The organism is Euzebya sp. (assembly GCF_964222135.1).
Lineage (GTDB): Bacteria > Actinomycetota > Nitriliruptoria > Euzebyales > Euzebyaceae > Euzebya.
In genome coordinates this window covers 42,337-58,603 of sequence record NZ_CAXQBR010000045.1, presented here as the reverse complement: position 1 = coordinate 58,603, position 16,267 = coordinate 42,337, and the positions used below count along the sequence as shown (strand labels likewise).

The window sequence follows — 16,267 nt, the reverse complement described above, 5'->3', positions numbered from 1 at the left end:
CCGCCCGCCATCGCCCCACGGGCGCACGACGGGACCCGGGGATCCGCGCACCCTCCCGCCATCGACCCACGGGCGCATCGCGGGACCCGGGGAGCCGCGAACCCTCCCGCCATCGACCCACGGGCGCATCGCGGGACGCCCGACGCGCGACGGAGCCCCGTCAGCGCGTCAGCGCGGCGCGCATCTGCTCGACCACCGCGTCCTCGACCGCCCGGGCCCCGCCGTAGACGTAGGACCGGCCCCGGGCGTCGAGTGACGAGAGGTAGTCGACGTGCCGCTGGGGCAGCTGCTCGGAGGGGGTGAGGAGGAGGGGCAGGCTGCCGGCGTCGAAGGCGTGGGGCGCGCCGGCCAGACCGTCGGGGTAGTCCTCCACGCTGGCCACCGACACGCCGGAGGGGTCGATCCCGCCGTAGAACGTCTCGGCAGCGGCGACCGAGCGCAGCGACGGGGTGTCACCGCTGACGGTGAACGCCTCCGGGACCGCGGCGGCCGCCGCCGGGCCGACCGTGACCACGTCGGCGGTGGCGTGCTCGTCGAGGTACGCGTCGACCGTCGCGGGCAGCCGGTCGGCGTCGGTCAGGAGCAGCACGCCGTCGGCGAACGTGGTGGCGAGGGCCCCGCCGATCAGCGCGTCCGGGAAGTCGTTGCCGGTGGCGACGGTGATGAACCCCGGGCGGGGGGCGGCTGCGCGCGCGATGGCGAGCGCCGTCTCGATCCGGTTCGATCCCGCCAGCCGCCTGGTCGCGTACCCGGCGTCGGCGACGGCGGACTCCACCGCGGCGCTGATCGCCGACTCGCCGCCGAGGACCAGGACGGTGCCGCCGGCGGGGAGGACGCGGCGGATCTCCTCGAGCGTCACCGGCGCGAGGGTCGTGGACGGGGTCAGCAGCAGCGGTCCGTCGACGCTCGCCGCGAGCGGTCCGCCCGCGAGCGCGTCGGGGAAGGCGTCGGATCGTGCGAGCACGACCGCGCCGGCGCGGCCCGCGCCGTAGGTGTCGGCCGAGATGGCGATCGCCGTCTCGATGCGCGTCGGACCGGCCAACCGGCGGATCTCGGGGGGCTGGGCGACTGCGGGGAGCGCGAGCACCAGCACGAGGACGAGCACCGACCCCGTCCCCGCGACGATCCGTCCCACGTCCGGCAGTCTGCCCGACGCACCGGGCCGGCGTCGAGGAGCTGTCGAGGAGCTGAGATGGCATCTCCGGGCCGCGGCGTATAGAAACTGACCCGAGTCATCCCACGGGCCACGCCCCGTGGACCCCCGAACCGCGGGAGGACCCCGAATGGACCTGAACCCGACGCCTGAGCAGGAGGCGTTCCGCCAGGAGGTGCGGACCTGGCTCGAGGCCAACGTCCCCACCGACCTGCCGCCCCTGACCTCCGAGGCCGAGCTGGGCCTCTACAAGGACTGGGAGCGCAGCCTGTACGAGGCCGGCTACGCCGCCATCCACTGGCCCGCCGCCTACGGCGGTCGTGACGCCGACCTGCTCACCCAGGCGATCTTCGCCGAGGAGTACGCCCGCTCCGGCGCACCGCAGCGCATCAACGTCCTAGGGCTCGGCCTGTTCGGCCCGACCCTGATGGTCCACGGCACCGACGAGCAGAAGGCGCAGTGGCTGTCGGGCATCCTCTCCTGCGACGACATCTGGGTGCAGGGCTTCTCCGAGCCCGACGCCGGATCGGACCTCGCGGCGCTGCGGACCTCCGCGGTGCTGGAGGGCGACACCTACGTGGTGAACGGCCAGAAGATCTGGACCTCCCAGGGCCGCTTCGGCGACTGGATGTTCGCGCTGGTGCGGACCAACCAGGACGCGCCGAAGCACAAGGGCATCACCTACCTCGCGATCGACATGCACACACCGGGCATCGACGTCCGACCGATCACCCAGATCAACGCCGACCCGGGGTTCGCCGAGGTCTTCTTCGACGACGTGCGGGTGCCGGCGGCCAACGTCGTCGGCGGCGTCGACAACGGCTGGCGGGTCGCGATGACGACCCTCGGCTTCGAGCGGGGCACCGGCCTCGGCAGCCACGTCCGCTTCCAGAAGGACCTCGACGGCCTGGTCGCGATCGCCCGCGCCCGCGGGGTCGCCGGCGACCCGCGGGTCCGCGACGCGCTCGCCGCGCTCCACGCGCGCAACCAGGTCTTCCGCCACAACGGCAACCGGACGCTGACGACGCTGTCGAGCGGCGGGCAGATCGGCCCGGAGGCCAGCCTCAACAAGCTGTACTGGTCCACGATGGAGCGCGACATCTTCGAGACCGGGATGGAGCTGCTGGGCCCCTACGCCGAGCTCGAGGACCCCGGGCTCGACGGCGTCGACGCGACGGACTGGCACAAGAAGTACTGGTACAGCCGCGGCGCGTGCATCTACGCCGGGACCACCCAGATCCAGAAGAACATCATCGCCGAGCGCGTGCTGGGGCTGCCCAAGGAGCCCCGCATCGCCGCGGGGACGTAGGGAGACGACCGTGCACTTCGACTTCACCGACGACGCGAAGGACCTGGCCGCTGGCGCCAGGGAGTTCCTCACCGGCGTGTACCCCCCCTCCGCCGTCCGCGCGCTGTGGGACGACCGCGGCCCACGGGACCGGTCGTCCTGGACCCAGCTGGCCGAGACCGGCTTCGTCGGCGTCGCCATCGCCGAGGCCCACGGCGGCCTCGGGCTGGGCGACGTCGAGATGGCGCTGCTGCTCGAGGAGGCCGGCCGGGCCAACCTGCCCGAGCCGCTGCTCGAGACCGCGGCGGTCGCCGCGCCGACCATCGCCGAGGCGGGTGGCGACGCCGTCGCCAAGGAGTGGCTGCCTCGCATCGCCGCGGGCGAGGCGATCGTGACCGTCCGCCTCGGCGACGAGCCCGTCGCGCTCGATGCCGACGTGGCCGACGCGCTGCTCATCGAGGTCGACGGGGCGCTGCACCTGGTCGGCTCGGACTCCTTCACCGCGACGCCCGCGGCGTCCATCGACGGCGCCCGGCGGGTGTTCCGGGTCGAGGCCACCACGTCGGACGCGACCCTGCTGACCGACGACGCCGCGCACGTCGCCCGCGCCTTCGACCGCGCCGCGACCGCGACCGCGTCCTGGCTGAACGGGCTCGGCCAGCGCCTGCTCGAGATGAGCGTCGCCTACGTGTCCGAGCGCGAGCAGTTCGGCCGGCCGGTCGGCTCCTTCCAGGCCGTCAAGCACCTGCTCGCCGAGACCGTCCTCGAGGTCGAGACCTCCCGGGCCGCGACGTGGTACGCCGCCTACGCGGTGCAGCACGACCTGCCGGACCGGGTCGAGGCGGTCAGCGTGGCGAAGTCCTACGCGAGCGACGCGGCACGGCTGGCCAACACCAACGCGCTGCAGGCCCACGGCGGGATCGGCTTCACCTGGGAGCACGACCTGCACCTGTGGCTCAAGCGGGGCAAGGCCCTCGAGGGCGCGTACGGCACGGCCGCCTGGCACCGCGAGCGCATCGCCGCCGCGATCCTCGACCGCTGAACCGAGGGCGGCTGACCCGAGGGCGAGGGGGAGGGAGCTAGGGCGCGCAGGACCGGCCGGCGAGGACGTCGCCGACGGCGCGGGCGGTGTCCGCGGACACGAGGTCGGTCCCGCCGATGACCAGCGGGAGTCCCCCGGCGCCGCAGAACGCCTCGCGGACCGGGCCGGTGAGCTGGTCGCCCGCCTCCCCCTCGACGGGCATGAAGACCCCGGCGCCGGCGCCGACGACCGGCGCCGCACTGAGGACGTGGGCGTAGGCGTCCTCGCGGCGGAGGTTCACCGCCGCCACGGTGTCGGGGGCTGGCTCGTCCCTGCCCGCCAGCTCCGCCCGGTGCCACTGGGCCACGGCGATGGCCGTCCGGGTCCGGTCGGTCCCGGCGAGGCGGGTGACGGTCGCCCCGGCCACGAGGTCGCGCACGCCGTCGACGACCGGCACCGACACCGCGCCGGCACCGCCGACGACGATGACCCGCTGGACCGCCATGTCCGCCAGCGCGCGGCCGGTGGCCGGGTGCAGCACGTCTGGCGGTGTGAGCAGGACGGGGAAGCCCCACCAGACGGCGAGCTGACCGGCGACGACCGCGTCGGGCCAGGACCCGGAGGTGACCAGGATGGCGGTGCCGAACGGCGGCCGGGGGCCGCTGCCGTGCCGGGCGACGACCTCGGCGGCGACCGCGGCGGCGGTGGCCTCGCGGGTGTCGCCGGCCAGCCGGCGGGGCGTGAAGCCCAGCGCGGCGAGCTCGTCGGCGACGGCGGCGGGCACGGCGGCCTCGCCGCCCAGCAGGTACCCCGTCGCGCCGGGCCGGACCGCGCGGACCAGCTCGGCCCTGGTCAGCGGGTCCAGCCCGCCGGTCGACGGGGTGTAGAGCAGCGGGCCGCGCCCGTACGCGAGGGTGCTGCCGGCCAGGGCGTCCGGGAACCCGTCGTCGCGGGCGACGACGGCCAGGCGGGCGGCGCCGTCCGCGAAGACCGCTCGTGAGGCCGCGACCGCCTGGGGGATCGCCGTGGTGGGCCCGTCGACGGTCGCGGCGATGCGCACCGGCTCGCCGTGCGGCGCCGGGTTGGTCGGGGCCGGGCCGGTGTCCGGCAGCACCGACGGGGGGACCTGGCCGGCGACGACGCCGTCGACGAACGACCTGGCCGTGCTGAGGCGGGCGTACACGCCCGGATCGCCGACGCCGCACACCGACGGGCCGAACGAGACGACGCCGACCTGGCGCACCACGCCGTCGGCGGGGTCCGTGGCGAGCAGCGGGCCGCCGGAGTCACCGCGGCAGGAATCGGCCGCCGGCGCGTCGACCGCGCCCGGGCCGCCGGCGCACAGGTGGAGGAGCAGGTCCAGGGTGCCGCCGAACGCCTGGCCGCAGCTCCCCGGGTCGGTCACGGGGACCGTCGCCGCGTGCAGCTGGGTGGTCGTCGCCGAGGCCTCGTCGGCCCCGGCGCCGGTCCGCCCCCACCCGAGGACCGTCGCGATCGCACCACCTGACGGCCAGTCGGCTCCCTCGGCGACCAGCGGCTGCGGCGGCACGCCCAGGTCGCCCGAGACGCGCAGCACCGCGACGTCGTTGCGCCGCTGGACGGGGTCGTAGTCGGGGTGGAGGTGGACCGCGCTGCCGGCCAGCTCGATCCCGCCGGCGGCACCGAGCTCGGTCCGTCCGGCGATCACCCGGATGTCCTCGGGGTGGCGCCACCGCTCGGCGGTGTCGTCGTGGAAGCAGTGGGCGGCGGTCAGGACCAGGTCGGACGCGATCGCGGTGCCGCCGCAGAACTGGGCGACGACGCGGTCGGGCTCCTCGGCGCGGACCAGCGCGACGACGGACGGCCACGCGCCGGGTTCGGCTGGCTGCCCCCCGACCACGGCGTACTCGGCCGCCCCGGCGGGGACCGCCAGAGCGAGTGCGCACACCAGGATCACGACCGCTCTCGTCAGCCCAACCCCCGCGCTGACGCGCCGGGGTTGCCCCCCGGCCTGTCCGCTGATCGCTGACGCGCTCACCGCCCCCTGTGACGCCTGGGGAGGCCTCGCCGATACGGTGGGCCGCCACGATGCTCACGCTGTTCCACGACGTGACCGACCCGGCGTCGGCGATCGCGGTCGCGCGCTACACCCGCCTGGCCCGCGACGGGGTCGACGTCACCTTCGAGGGGTTCGAGGCCGTCGGCCTCGACGTCGTCATGCCCGTCGATGTCGGGGTGCTCGCGGCCCTCGAGGACCTGGCCGACGTCGCGGCGGCGGAGGGCGTGGTCCTGCGCCGTCCGCCGGCCATGCCGCCCACCGGGCTGGCCCACGTCCTCATCGCCCACGCCGAGACGACGCCGCAGGCCCACGACGTCCGCGCCGCGGTCTACGCCGCGCACTGGCGGGAGGGGCGCGACATCGCCGACCCGGCGGTCCTGGTCGAGGTCGCCGCCGCCGCCGGGTTGGACCGCGAGCCGGTGGCCGCGCTGCTCGCCGACCGCGTGGCCCTGGCCCAGCGCCGACGTGAGATGGCCGCCCACCGCCGCGACGGCGTGGGGGGCGTGCCGGTCGTGCTGGCCAGCCAGACCCTGGTGCCGGCCCTGCTGGAGGAGTCCCAGATCCGCGAGCTCGCCGCCGCGATCTGAGCCCGCCACCGCGTGGACGGGTGGAGGGGTGCCCGACGGTCCACGCCTGGCGGGGTGCGCCACGTCAGACTGGGCGCCGACGTGGACCTCATCGCCGATCGCTACGAGCTGCTGTCCGCCCTGGGCCAGGGCGGCATGGCGCACGTGTACACGGCCCGCGACCGCGTGCTCGACCGCCGCATCGCGGTCAAGCTGCTGCGCGCAGACATCGGCCGCGACGACGTCCTCCGCGAGCGGTTCCTGCGCGAATCGCGGCTCGCGGCCCGCCTGAACCACGCCCACATCGTCCGGGTGTACGACGCGGGCGTCGACGGCGACACGCCGTGGATGGCGATGGAGCTGGTCGACGGCACCTCGCTGCTCGACCGGATGTCGACCAGCGGCCCCCTCCCGGCGGAGGAGGCCGTCGAGATCACCACCCAGGTCCTCGACGCGCTGACCGCCGCCCACCGCGCCGGGGTCGTCCACCGCGACGTGAAGCCGGCCAACGTCCTGTTGAGCCCGGACGGCGCCAAGCTCAGCGACTTCGGGATCGCGAAGAGCCTGCAGGCCGTCAGCGACCTGACCCAGACCAACCAGTTCATGGGGACGCCCAAGTACACCGCCCCCGAGGTCGCCATGGGCCTGGCCGCGGACGCGCGATCGGACCTGTACTCCGCCGCCGTCGTGCTGTGGGAGATGCTCGCCGGCGAGCCGCCGTTCACCCACGAGAACCCCCTCGCGCTCGCGATGATGCACCGGACCGATCCGCTGCCGTCCCTCGCCGAGCGCCGTCCCGACCTGCCGCCCGCCCTGGTCCGCGCCGTCGAGGCCGGGTTGGCGAAGGACCCGGGCGACCGTCCCGGTGACACCGCGGCCTTCGCCGCCCTGCTCGCCGCCGGGCTGGCCGGCCACGACCCCGGCATCGCCGCGGTCGCCACCCAGGTGATCCCGACCCAGCCGCCGCCCGCGGCCCCGGCCACCGCGCCGCCGGTCCGCGAGCAGACCCTGGCCATGCCACGCCCGGCGGTCGCGGCCAGCCAGCCCGCGGGACCGCCGAGCCGGCCCCCGGGGGGTGGCCGCCCCGCCGGCCGCGGGTCGCGCGGACCGGGCACCCTCGGGGTCGTCCTGGCCGTCGTGGTGCTCCTCGGGCTCGCGGCCGCCGCCTTCTGGCTGTCCGGCGCCGGGGACGCCGGGCCGGAGCCGAGCCCGTCGCCGGGCGTGACCACCGAGTCGACGCCGTCACCGAGCGCCACCCCCTCGCCCACCGACACCGGACCGGCGACGGCCGCACCCCCTCCCCCACCGCCCGAGCCCACCCCGACCCCGACCCCGGCACCGCTCCAGCCGACCCCGCCGCCGGCCCCGGAGCCGACGGCCACCGCCGCACCGACCCCGGACCCCGAGCCGACGGCGACGGACCCGCCGCCGGCCACCCCCGCCCCGGCACAGCCGCCCGAGCCCACCGAGGGCTAAGACCGCGGGCGGACCCGCCGATGCAATCCGCGAGCGGCCGACGCGGGCAGTGCCACCCGCGCGACCTCGCGCGACAGAGAGGTTCCTCACATGGCGATCCTGGTCATCACCGCACTCGGCGGCGCGTTCGCGCTCCTCCTCCGCCGCGCGGCCACCGATGCCGCCTCGACCGACCTGCCCGACGACGTCTGGGCGGCCTTCGAGGCCAGCATGGCCGCCGACCAGATCGACGAGCTGCCCCGGCCGACCGGCACCGCCGTCACGACGGTCGGCGGCATGGCGGTCGGCGAGTCCGGGTTCGTCAGCTCCCGCGCCGCGGCCGTGGACCCGACCGGCGCCCTCTGGCTCGCCGCCACCGCCGTCGTGCACACCGTCTGCGTCCCCGGGCGGGTCGCGGTCCGCCGGGACGCGGCCGGCTACCACCTCCAGCGCCACGAGGGGCCCGTCGGCGTGTGCGGCGCCAACCTCGTCGAGCTCCACACCCGCGTGCGGGTGGCCAGCCGGTTCGACTGACCCGCCCGCCGGCCCGACCCTCCGACCGGCCGCGTTGACATCGCGGCCACCAGGGGTAGGACAGTAGGTTGACACCGTTCACCTACGCCCTGGGAGCCGAGCGCATGTCCACGACCGAGCACGACCTCAGCCAGCGCAAGACCTTCGAGTCGCTCAACCCGGCGACCGGCGAGCCGCTCGCGACGTACCCGGTCCACACCGCCGCCGACGTCGACAACGCGGTGATCCGGGCCCGCGCCGCGGCCAGCTGGTGGCGCGACCTCGGCTTCGACGGCCGGAAGGACCGCCTGCTCGCGTTCAAGGGCCTGATCGCCCGCCGCTCCGACGAGCTGACCCAGCTGGTGCACTCCGAGAACGGCAAGCCGCTCGACGACGCGTTCATCGAGGTGCTGCTGTGCGTCGACCACCTCGACTGGGCGGCCCGCAACGCCGAGCGCATCATGCGCCAGCGGAGGGTCAAGATGCCGCCGCTGGTGATGGACCACGCCGGCTACCTGCACTACGAGCCGATGGGCGTCGTCGGCGTCATCGGCCCGTGGAACTACCCGATCCACACGCCGATGGGATCGATCTCCTACGCCCTGGCGGCGGGCAACGCCGTCGTGTTCAAGCCGTCGGAGTACACGCCCGGCATCGGCACCCGGATGGCCGAGCTGTTCGCCGAGGTGGTCGACACCGAACCGGTCCTCCAGGTCGTGACCGGGTTCGGCGACACCGGCCACGCGCTCTGCGCCAACCCCGGCATCGACGTGCTGGCGTTCACCGGATCCGCCGCGACCGGCCGGAAGGTCATGGCGGCGTGCGCGGAGAACCTCACGAAGGTCGTCATGGAGTGCGGCGGCAAGGACGCGATGCTCGTCGACGCCGACGCCGACCTGGCGAAGGCCGCCGACGCGGCCCTGTGGGCGGGGTGCGCGAACGCCGGGCAGACCTGCGCCGGCGTCGAGCGGGTGTACGTCCACGCCGACGTGTACGACGACTTCGTCACCGAGATCGCGGCGAAGGCGAAGGACGTCCGCGCCGGTGACGACGCGCGCGCCCACTACGGGCCGATCACGATGCCGGGGCAGCTCGACATCATCCGCACCCACCTGTCCGACGCGCTCGACCGCGGCGCGCAGGCGATCGTCGGCGGCCTCGACGCCATCCGCGAGCCCTTCGTCGACCCGGTCGTGGTCACCGACGTCCCCGCCGACGCCCCGCTGCTGACCACCGAGACGTTCGGCCCGATCGTGCCCCTCGTCCGCGTCCCCGACATGGAGGAGGCCGTCCGACAGGCGAACGCCTCGCCGTACGGGCTGGGCGCCACGGTGTTCAGCCGGTCGCGCGGCATGGAGCTGGCGCGTGCCCTCAGCTCCGGGATGGTCAGCGTCAACAGCGTGCTGCGCTTCGCCTCCGCCCCCGAGCTGCCCTTCGGCGGCCGCGGCGAGTCGGGCTTCGGCCGGATCCACGGCGAGGACGGGTTCAAGGAGTTCGTGCACCCCCGCGCGATCACCCGCAAGCGGTTCGGGCTGGCTCCGGAGTTCGCCAGCTTCTCACGCCCCGACTGGCTGTTCACGGCCGCCGACCAGTTCATGAAGCTGCTGCACGGCCGCCACCGCCGCTGATCCCGGGCTCCGTGCCCGACCGCCTGGCCGCCCGCACAGCTCCGGCCGGGCGGCGCGCCGACGTGCCCGCACTACGCTGGCGCCGCGTGTCACGTACGCGCACACGGGGAAGTGCACCGTCCATCCGGGCTAGTCCACCTGTACGGTTCGCACGCTGGGGGCGAGACGATCGATCTACTATCGCGGTCGTTGAACCTCCGACGGATGTGGCCTGTCCTCGCGCTCGCCGCGGTGCTGAGCGTCGCCCACGCGCTGGCGACCCCGGCGTTCTGGCCGGTCGACGAGACGTCGCACGTGGCCTACGCCGACCACCTCGCCTACGAGCTGGCGGTCCCGCGCATCGACGACCCGATCCCCGTCACGCTCGACTACCCGGGCCTCGACGACCGGATCGGGTGGGAGCGCGTGCAGCTGCGCTACGGCCGCCAGGACATCTGGACGGCGAACCACCCGCCGCTCGCCTACGCGGGCCAGGCCGTCGGCCTGCGCGTCGGGACGGCCATCGCGGGACCGGGGTTCGGGATGTTCCTCGCACGCCTCACGTCGACGGCGTGGCTGGTGGTCGGCGTCTGGGCGTCGATGCAGCTCGCGTTCCTCCTCGCCCCGGCGCGGCGTGACCGGCGTCGCATGACGCCGGTCGAGGTCGCGTACGCCGCCGGGACCCTGGTGGCGGTCACCCCGACGCTGTCCCACCTGGGCGGCTTGGTCTTCAACGACGTCCCCGCGTTCGCGCTGTCGACGCTCGTGCTGTACCACGGCGTCCGGGCCGCGGTCGGCGGGCTGACCCCCCGCCGCCTCCAGCTCCTCGGGGTGGTGGCCGGGCTGGCCGCCCTGACGCGCGTCACCGCCCTGCCGGCCGTCGGCATCGCGGTGCTGCTGGGCGCGTACGGCTGGTGGCGCGATCCGGTTGCCATGCGGGTGCCCGCGCGCACCCGGTCGCTGGTGCTGGCCGGCCTGGCGTTCGTGCCGGCCGCGGTGTTCTGGCTGCGCAACATCGTGGTGTACGGCGACCTGACCGGGTCGGCGTACCTGCTCGCCAAGTTCGAGCGGGACCTCAACACCCCGGTCGAGGAGCTGGTCCCGGACCGGTTCTTCTGGCTCAAGCTGTGGGACCGGATGCTCGCCGACCTGACGACCGGCCACTGGGCGGTCGGCACCCGGGCCCACATCACCGAGGCGGTGCTCCTCCTCGTCCTCGCCGGCGTCGCCTGGTGGGCCGCCCAGCGCCTCTTCCTCCGCCGGACGCCACCTCCCGGTGGTCGCGGGACCGCGGAGTCGACGATCGTCCTCGACACCCGCGCGCGCTCCGGCCGACTTGCCGCGGCCCTGCGGGCCCACCCCGCGCGGGTGGCGTGGGCGGGCTGCGCCGTGGTGAACGCCGCGCTCCTGGTCTCGATGGTGCAGTTCCACGCCGCCGGCGGATCCCTCCACGGGCGCTACATGATCGGCGGCATGGCGATCACCGCGACGGTCATGGTCCTCGCGATCGACGGGTTGCCGTGGGTCGGTCGCCACCTGGCGGTCGCCGTCGCGCTGCCCCTCTTCATCGTCAACGCGTCGCTGGTCCAGGCGCTCAACATCCACCAGAGCGGCACCTGGTCGCGGATCGACATCGACCTGGTGCTGCCCCTCTTCGCCGGCGAGGCCACCGAGACCGTCACGCTGCTGCTCGCCGCGGTCGGGGTCGCGCTCCTCGCCACGATCACGGTCCAGCACCGCCGGAGTCCGCGGCCGCGGGTCGACGGCGGTGCGGAGAGCCGCCGAGCAGGGCGCTACGACGTCTCGGTGCCCAACCGGTCGAGCAGGGAGTCCGCCGCGCTGTAGGGGTCGGTCCGCCGGGCGACGACGTCGTCGAGGACCGCCTCGAGCGCCTCCCCGTCACCGAGCCCGCGCATCCGACGCCGCACGGCGGCCAGCACGATCTCGCGCACCTGGACCCGCGCGGCCGTGCGACGCCGCGCCTGGCGGTGCGGCCCGTCCGAGGCCCAGGTCAGGTGGCGGTCGAGGGCATCGGCGACCGCGTCGACGCCCTCGCCGCGTGAGGCGACCGTCCGCAGGATCGGCGGGGTCCAGCCGTCCGGGTCGGCGGTCATGTCGAGCATCCCCTGCAGCTCGCGGACGGTGCGCTCGGCCCCCTCCCGGTCTGCCTTGTTGACGACGAACACGTCGGCGACCTCGAGGATCCCCGCCTTCGCCGCCTGGACCGCATCGCCCATGCCCGGTGCCAGGGCCACGACGGTCGAGTCCGCCAGCGAGGCGATCTCCACCTCCGCCTGTCCGACCCCGACGGTCTCGACGACGACCACGTCGAACCCGGCGGCGTCCATCACCGTCACGGCCTGCGGGGTCGCCCAGGACAGCCCGCCGAGGTGCCCGCGACTGGCCATCGAGCGGATGTAGACGCCGTCGTCCATCACCTGGTCCGCCATGCGGACGCGGTCCCCGAGCAGCGCCCCGCCGGAGAACGGCGAGGAGGGGTCGACGGCGAGGACGGCGACGCGACGCCCCCGCCGGCGCTGCTCGGCGACCAGCTGGCCGGTGAGCGTGGACTTGCCCACGCCGGGCGAGCCGGTCACCCCGATCGTGTGGGCCCGCCCGGTGTGGGGGTGCAGGGCGGCGACGACCTCGCGGACGGTCTGCTCCTCCCCCGCCTCGACGGCCGACAGCAGCCGGGCGAGGGACCGGCGCCGCCCGGCGAGCACCCCCTCGATCTCCGTCGCGGTGTCCATGTCGGGCGCGCACCCTACCCGCCGATGCCGACGCCCTCGACGGCCCACCGCCCGCCGCGCCACCGCAGCCACAGGGGGACGGCGCGGGCGACCATCAAGAGCGCCACCGCCGCCCACAGCCACCCGATGCCGAGGTCGAGGGCGAGGACCGCCGCGGCGGCCGTGCCGAAGACCACGGCGGCGCCGACCATCGCCCGTGCCAGGAAGGCCATGTCTCCGGCCCCGATGAGCAGCCCGTCGAGGACGAAGGCGACGGCGTTGACCGGTTGCATGCCGGCCACCCACCACAGCAGGAAGGTGCCCAGGGCGAGGACCTCGGGGTCGGTGGAGAACACGTGCGGCAGCACCGGGCCGGCGACGGCGAGGAGGATCGCGACGACGACGCCCACGCCGACGCCGAGCTCGAGCATCCGCCGGCCGGCGTCCCGCGCCAGGTCGGGCCGTTCCGCGCCGAGGTACCGGCCGATCAGGGCCTGACCGGCGATGGCGAGCGCGTCGAGGGCCAGCGCGAGCAGGTTCCAGATCGCGAAGGCGATCTCGTGGGCTGCGACGTCGACGGTCCCGATCCGCGTGGCCACCGCGGTCCCGAGCGTGAGCGCCCCCCGCAGCGCCACCGTGCGGACCAGCAGGTCGCCGCCGACCCGGGCGGCGCGCCAGATCGCGGCCGGGTCCGGGCGGCGAGGCGCCCCGAGCCGGTTCGTGGCCCGCAGGACGATGGCGACGAAGACCGTGGCGCTGGCCGTCTGCGCGACCACGGTGGACAGCGCCGACGCCCCGATGCCGAATCCGAACCCGCCGATCAGCACCAGCTCGAGCACCAGGTTCCCGACGGCGCCGCCGACCGCCACGACCAGCGGCGTGCGCGTGTCCTGCAGGCCGCGGAGGTAGCCGGTGCCCGCGAAGACCAGCAGCTGGGCCGGCACGCCGAGCAGGCTGATCCGGAGGTAGGTCAGGGCGAGCTCGGCGACCCGCCCCTCCGCCCCCAGCGCCGCGACCACCGGACCGCTCGCCGCCAGCCCGCCGACGGCCACGACCACCCCGATCAGCACCGCCAGCCACAGCGCCTGGACCGCCTCGCGGGCGGCCTCGGCCTCGCGCCCCGCCCCGAGCAGTCTGGCGACCGCCGACGTCGTGCCGTAGGCCAGGAAGATGAAGATCGCGAAGCCGGTCAGCAGGGCGGAGGACGCCACCGCCAGGCCGGCCAGCGCCTCGGTGCCCAGCCGTCCGACGACCGCGGTGTCGGCCAGGATGTACAGCGGCTCGGCGACGAGCGCCCCGAGGGCCGGGACCGCGAGGCGGAGGATCTCCGCGTCGTGGGGATCACGCAGGCGCACGGTCACCGCTCACCCCTCGGTGTGTCGGGTGGCACGCCATGGTGACGGGCGTCCCGACACAGGCGGGTGCGCGCGGGGGCACCCCGCGCGTCGCGCCCCGCGGCGGCTACAGCGCCTCGACGATCAGCGCGTCACCCTGACCGCCGCCACCGCAGAGCGACGCCGCGCCCACGCCGCCACCGCGGTTGCGGAGCTCGTGGAGGAGGGTGATCGTGATGCGGGCGCCGGTGCAGCCGATCGGGTGGCCGAGCGCCACGGCGCCGCCGTTGACGTTCACCTTCTCCGCGTCCACGTCGAGCAGCTTCGCGGAGTGCACGGCGACCGATGCGAACGCCTCGTTCATCTCGTACAGGTCGAACCCCGCCGGGTCGCGGTCGATCTTCGCCGCGGCCGCGCGGATCGCCTCGGCCGGCTGGTGGTGGAGGGAGGGGTCCGGCCCGGCGACGGTCCCGTAGCTGAGGATGCGACCGAGCGGGGTGAGGCCCAGCTCCTCGGCCTTCGACGCGGTGGTCAGCACGAGCGCGGCCCCGCCGTCGGAGACCTGGGAGGCGTTGCCCGCCGTGATCGTCCCGTCCTTGACGAACGCGGGCCGCAGGTTCCCGAGGGACTCAGCCGTGGTGCCCGGCCGCATGCCCTCGTCCTGCTCGACCAGGACCGGGTCGCCCTTGCGCTGGGGCACCTCGACGCCGACGACCTCGCCGTCGAACCGGCCGTCCTTCCACGCGGCGACCGCGCGCTCGTGGGACATCGCGGACCACTCGTCCTGCTCGGCGCGGGAGATCTCGTACTCGGTGTTCTTCGCGTCCGACCCCTCGCCCATGTGGCAGCCGTCGAAGGCGCACCACAGGCCGTCGTGGATCATCGAGTCCACCAGCTCGCCGTTGCCCATCCGGTAGCCCGTGCGCGCCTTGGGCAGCAGGTAGGGCGCGTTGCTCATCGACTCCATGCCGCCGGCGACGATCACCTCGGCGTCACCCGCGAGGAGGGTCTGGCGGGCCATGCCGACCGCGGCCATGCCGGAGGGGCAGACCTTGTTGATCGTGACCGCCGGCACACCCATCGCGATCCCGGCCTTGTGGGCGGCCTGGCGGGCGGTGATCTGGCCCTGGCCCGCCTGGAGGACGTGGCCCATGTAGACGATGTCGACGAGCTCGGCGTCGATCCCGGACCGCTCGACCGCCGACGCGATGGCCGTGCCGCCGAGGTCCATCGCGGTCAGCGACGACAGGCCCCCCATGAACTTCCCGATCGGCGTCCGGGCGTACCCGACGATGACGACGTCCTGCATGATCGACTCCTGTTACCCGTGGTCGCGGTCTGGCGTGCCCCATTCTCCCCCGGTCTAGGATCGGTACGCAATGTCGGCGGTGTGGGTGCGACTGGACGAGGCGCAGCGGGGCTCGCTGCCGCCGCGGTGCGCGCGATCGGGGCAGCGGTGCATCACGCGCTGGGCACACCCGGTCCGCGACCTGCCGCCGGCGACGGAGTGGGTCACCTGGACCGGCCTGTGGCCGCGGGGGAGGGATCGCGCGCGCCGCGACATCGTCCTGCCCCTCCTGCCCTCGCGGCACCGCGGGATCGTGTCGCTCGAGCGGGCGCGGGACGTCACCGCGGCGCTGATCCCCCTCGGCCTGCTGGCGGTGCTGGTGATCGACGGCGGCGTCCTCGACCGGGTGGCCGCCGCGCTCGCGATCGGGGCGGTGCTGACCCACCTCGCGGTCGCCGTCGCCGGGGTGCTGACCGCCGTCGACGTGCGCGCTGACACGACCGGTCAGTGGGTGCGCCTCGCAGGCGTGCACCCGGCGTTCGCCGCCGCGACGGAGGCCGCCACGACCCGGCCGACGTCCGAGCCGGTGCTCGACCCCCTCCCCTCGTCGGCGCCGGAACGGGCGGGTGACGCGAGCCCGACGGCCGTCGACGGTCGGGCGGTCTCCGAACCGGCCGGGGAGTCGTGAGCCATCCCTCGGGACCGGTCGCGCTGCGCCTGTCACCCGAGGAGCTCGACGGGGACCTGCCCATGGTGTGCGCCGTGACGGGCCGCCCGGCCGAGGCCCTGACCCCGGTGTGGTTCGCGCAGACGACCTGGTGGGCGTGGGCGCCGCTGGCCGGCCTGGCCGCCTGGGGGCTCCTCAGCGGCCGCTGGGCGCCGCTGGTCTCGCTGTGGGGCGTGGGAGCGCTGCTCGTGCCGGTGCTCACCTCCCGGGGCGTCACCGGGCGGCTGCCACTCGACCACACGACCCGCGCGCGGCTGGCGAACCTGCGGACGCGCCGGTCCACCGTGGTCATCGCCGCCCTGCTGCTGACCTGGGTGGCGGTCGGGCTGTGGCTCGTCCGCGCCAGGTTCGCCGGGTTCGTGCTGCTGGTGGTCGTGCTGGCCATGTACGCGACCGCCGTGGCGATGGCCGTGTGGGGCCGGACGCTGACGGTCCGCGGCCGCCCGCTGCCCGACGGGGGCGTCGCGCTCCGGGCGGTGCACCCGGACTTCGCCGACGCCGTCGAGCTGCACCGGACCGGCCACCGCCCCTGAGCGCCCGCGGTCGTC

14 protein-coding genes are annotated in these 16,267 nt (G+C 75.2%); 9 read left to right on the top strand and 5 right to left on the bottom strand.

Annotated features, from left to right (window positions below; genetic code table 11):
• Positions 1 to 160: 160 nt before the first annotated feature.
• A complete protein-coding gene (locus tag ACEQ2X_RS10400) occupies positions 161 to 1,135 on the bottom strand; it encodes a cell wall-binding repeat-containing protein (RefSeq protein ID WP_370325745.1) in 975 nt (324 codons plus the stop codon).
• Between the two features lie 148 nt (positions 1,136 to 1,283).
• Between ACEQ2X_RS10400 and ACEQ2X_RS10395 the strand changes: the two genes are divergently transcribed.
• Both ACEQ2X_RS10395 and ACEQ2X_RS10390 read left to right on the top strand, forming a co-directional pair.
• Positions 1,284 to 2,462: an acyl-CoA dehydrogenase family protein gene (locus ACEQ2X_RS10395; protein WP_370325743.1), complete on the top strand. Its 1,179-nt coding sequence runs from the start codon at positions 1,284 to 1,286 to the stop codon at positions 2,460 to 2,462.
• Between the two features lie 10 nt (positions 2,463 to 2,472).
• Positions 2,473 to 3,483, top strand: a complete 1,011-nt coding sequence (locus tag ACEQ2X_RS10390; RefSeq protein WP_370325742.1) for an acyl-CoA dehydrogenase family protein — start codon at positions 2,473 to 2,475, stop codon at positions 3,481 to 3,483.
• 37 nt (positions 3,484 to 3,520) lie between these two features.
• On the opposite strand, the gene ACEQ2X_RS10385 is transcribed toward ACEQ2X_RS10390, so the two are convergent.
• Positions 3,521 to 5,389, bottom strand: coding sequence for a trypsin-like serine protease (locus tag ACEQ2X_RS10385; protein WP_370325741.1), 1,869 nt, complete (start codon positions 5,387 to 5,389; stop codon positions 3,521 to 3,523).
• Between the two features lie 140 nt (positions 5,390 to 5,529).
• Here ACEQ2X_RS10385 and ACEQ2X_RS10380 point away from each other — a divergent pair, with 140 nt between their 5' ends.
• The 5 genes from ACEQ2X_RS10380 to ACEQ2X_RS10360 all read left to right on the top strand — a co-directional run bounded on the left by ACEQ2X_RS10380 (position 5,530) and on the right by ACEQ2X_RS10360 (position 11,486).
• A complete protein-coding gene (locus ACEQ2X_RS10380; RefSeq protein ID WP_370325740.1) occupies positions 5,530 to 6,087 on the top strand; it encodes a DsbA family protein in 558 nt (185 codons plus the stop codon).
• 54 nt (positions 6,088 to 6,141) lie between these two features.
• A complete protein-coding gene (locus ACEQ2X_RS10375; RefSeq protein WP_370325739.1) occupies positions 6,142 to 7,542 on the top strand; it encodes a serine/threonine-protein kinase in 1,401 nt (466 codons plus the stop codon).
• 90 nt (positions 7,543 to 7,632) lie between these two features.
• On the top strand, positions 7,633 to 8,055 hold the full coding sequence (locus tag ACEQ2X_RS10370) for a hypothetical protein (protein WP_370325738.1): 423 nt from the start codon (positions 7,633 to 7,635) through the stop codon (positions 8,053 to 8,055).
• A gap of 104 nt (positions 8,056 to 8,159) precedes the next feature.
• Positions 8,160 to 9,662 (top strand): aldehyde dehydrogenase family protein, encoded by a 1,503-nt coding sequence (locus ACEQ2X_RS10365; RefSeq protein ID WP_370325737.1) that lies wholly within the window; start codon positions 8,160 to 8,162, stop codon positions 9,660 to 9,662.
• A 204-nt stretch (positions 9,663 to 9,866) separates the two neighbouring features.
• Positions 9,867 to 11,486: a hypothetical protein gene (locus tag ACEQ2X_RS10360; protein ID WP_370325736.1), complete on the top strand. Its 1,620-nt coding sequence runs from the start codon at positions 9,867 to 9,869 to the stop codon at positions 11,484 to 11,486.
• Here ACEQ2X_RS10360 and meaB read toward each other — a convergent pair.
• The 3 genes from meaB to ACEQ2X_RS10345 all read right to left on the bottom strand — a co-directional run bounded on the left by meaB (position 11,435) and on the right by ACEQ2X_RS10345 (position 15,013).
• A complete protein-coding gene (gene meaB / locus ACEQ2X_RS10355) occupies positions 11,435 to 12,391 on the bottom strand; it encodes a methylmalonyl Co-A mutase-associated GTPase MeaB (RefSeq protein ID WP_370325735.1) in 957 nt (318 codons plus the stop codon). The genes ACEQ2X_RS10360 and meaB overlap by 52 nt on opposite strands.
• A 14-nt stretch (positions 12,392 to 12,405) precedes the next feature.
• On the bottom strand, positions 12,406 to 13,731 hold the full coding sequence (locus tag ACEQ2X_RS10350) for an MATE family efflux transporter (RefSeq protein WP_370325734.1): 1,326 nt from the start codon (positions 13,729 to 13,731) through the stop codon (positions 12,406 to 12,408).
• Positions 13,732 to 13,831: 100 nt separating this feature from the next.
• The gene (locus ACEQ2X_RS10345) at positions 13,832 to 15,013 is read right to left on the bottom strand and encodes an acetyl-CoA C-acetyltransferase (RefSeq protein ID WP_370325733.1); all 1,182 of its coding nucleotides are present in this window, start codon (positions 15,011 to 15,013) and stop codon (positions 13,832 to 13,834) included.
• Positions 15,014 to 15,092: 79 nt separating this feature from the next.
• On the opposite strand from ACEQ2X_RS10345, the gene ACEQ2X_RS10340 reads away from it, so the two are divergent.
• Entirely contained in the window at positions 15,093 to 15,680 is a 588-nt protein-coding gene (locus ACEQ2X_RS10340) for a hypothetical protein (RefSeq protein ID WP_370325732.1), read from the top strand.
• Entirely contained in the window at positions 15,677 to 16,252 is a 576-nt protein-coding gene (locus ACEQ2X_RS10335) for a hypothetical protein (RefSeq protein ID WP_370325731.1), read from the top strand. The genes ACEQ2X_RS10340 and ACEQ2X_RS10335 overlap by 4 nt, the downstream gene beginning before the upstream one ends.
• The last annotated feature ends 15 nt before the right edge of the window (positions 16,253 to 16,267 follow it).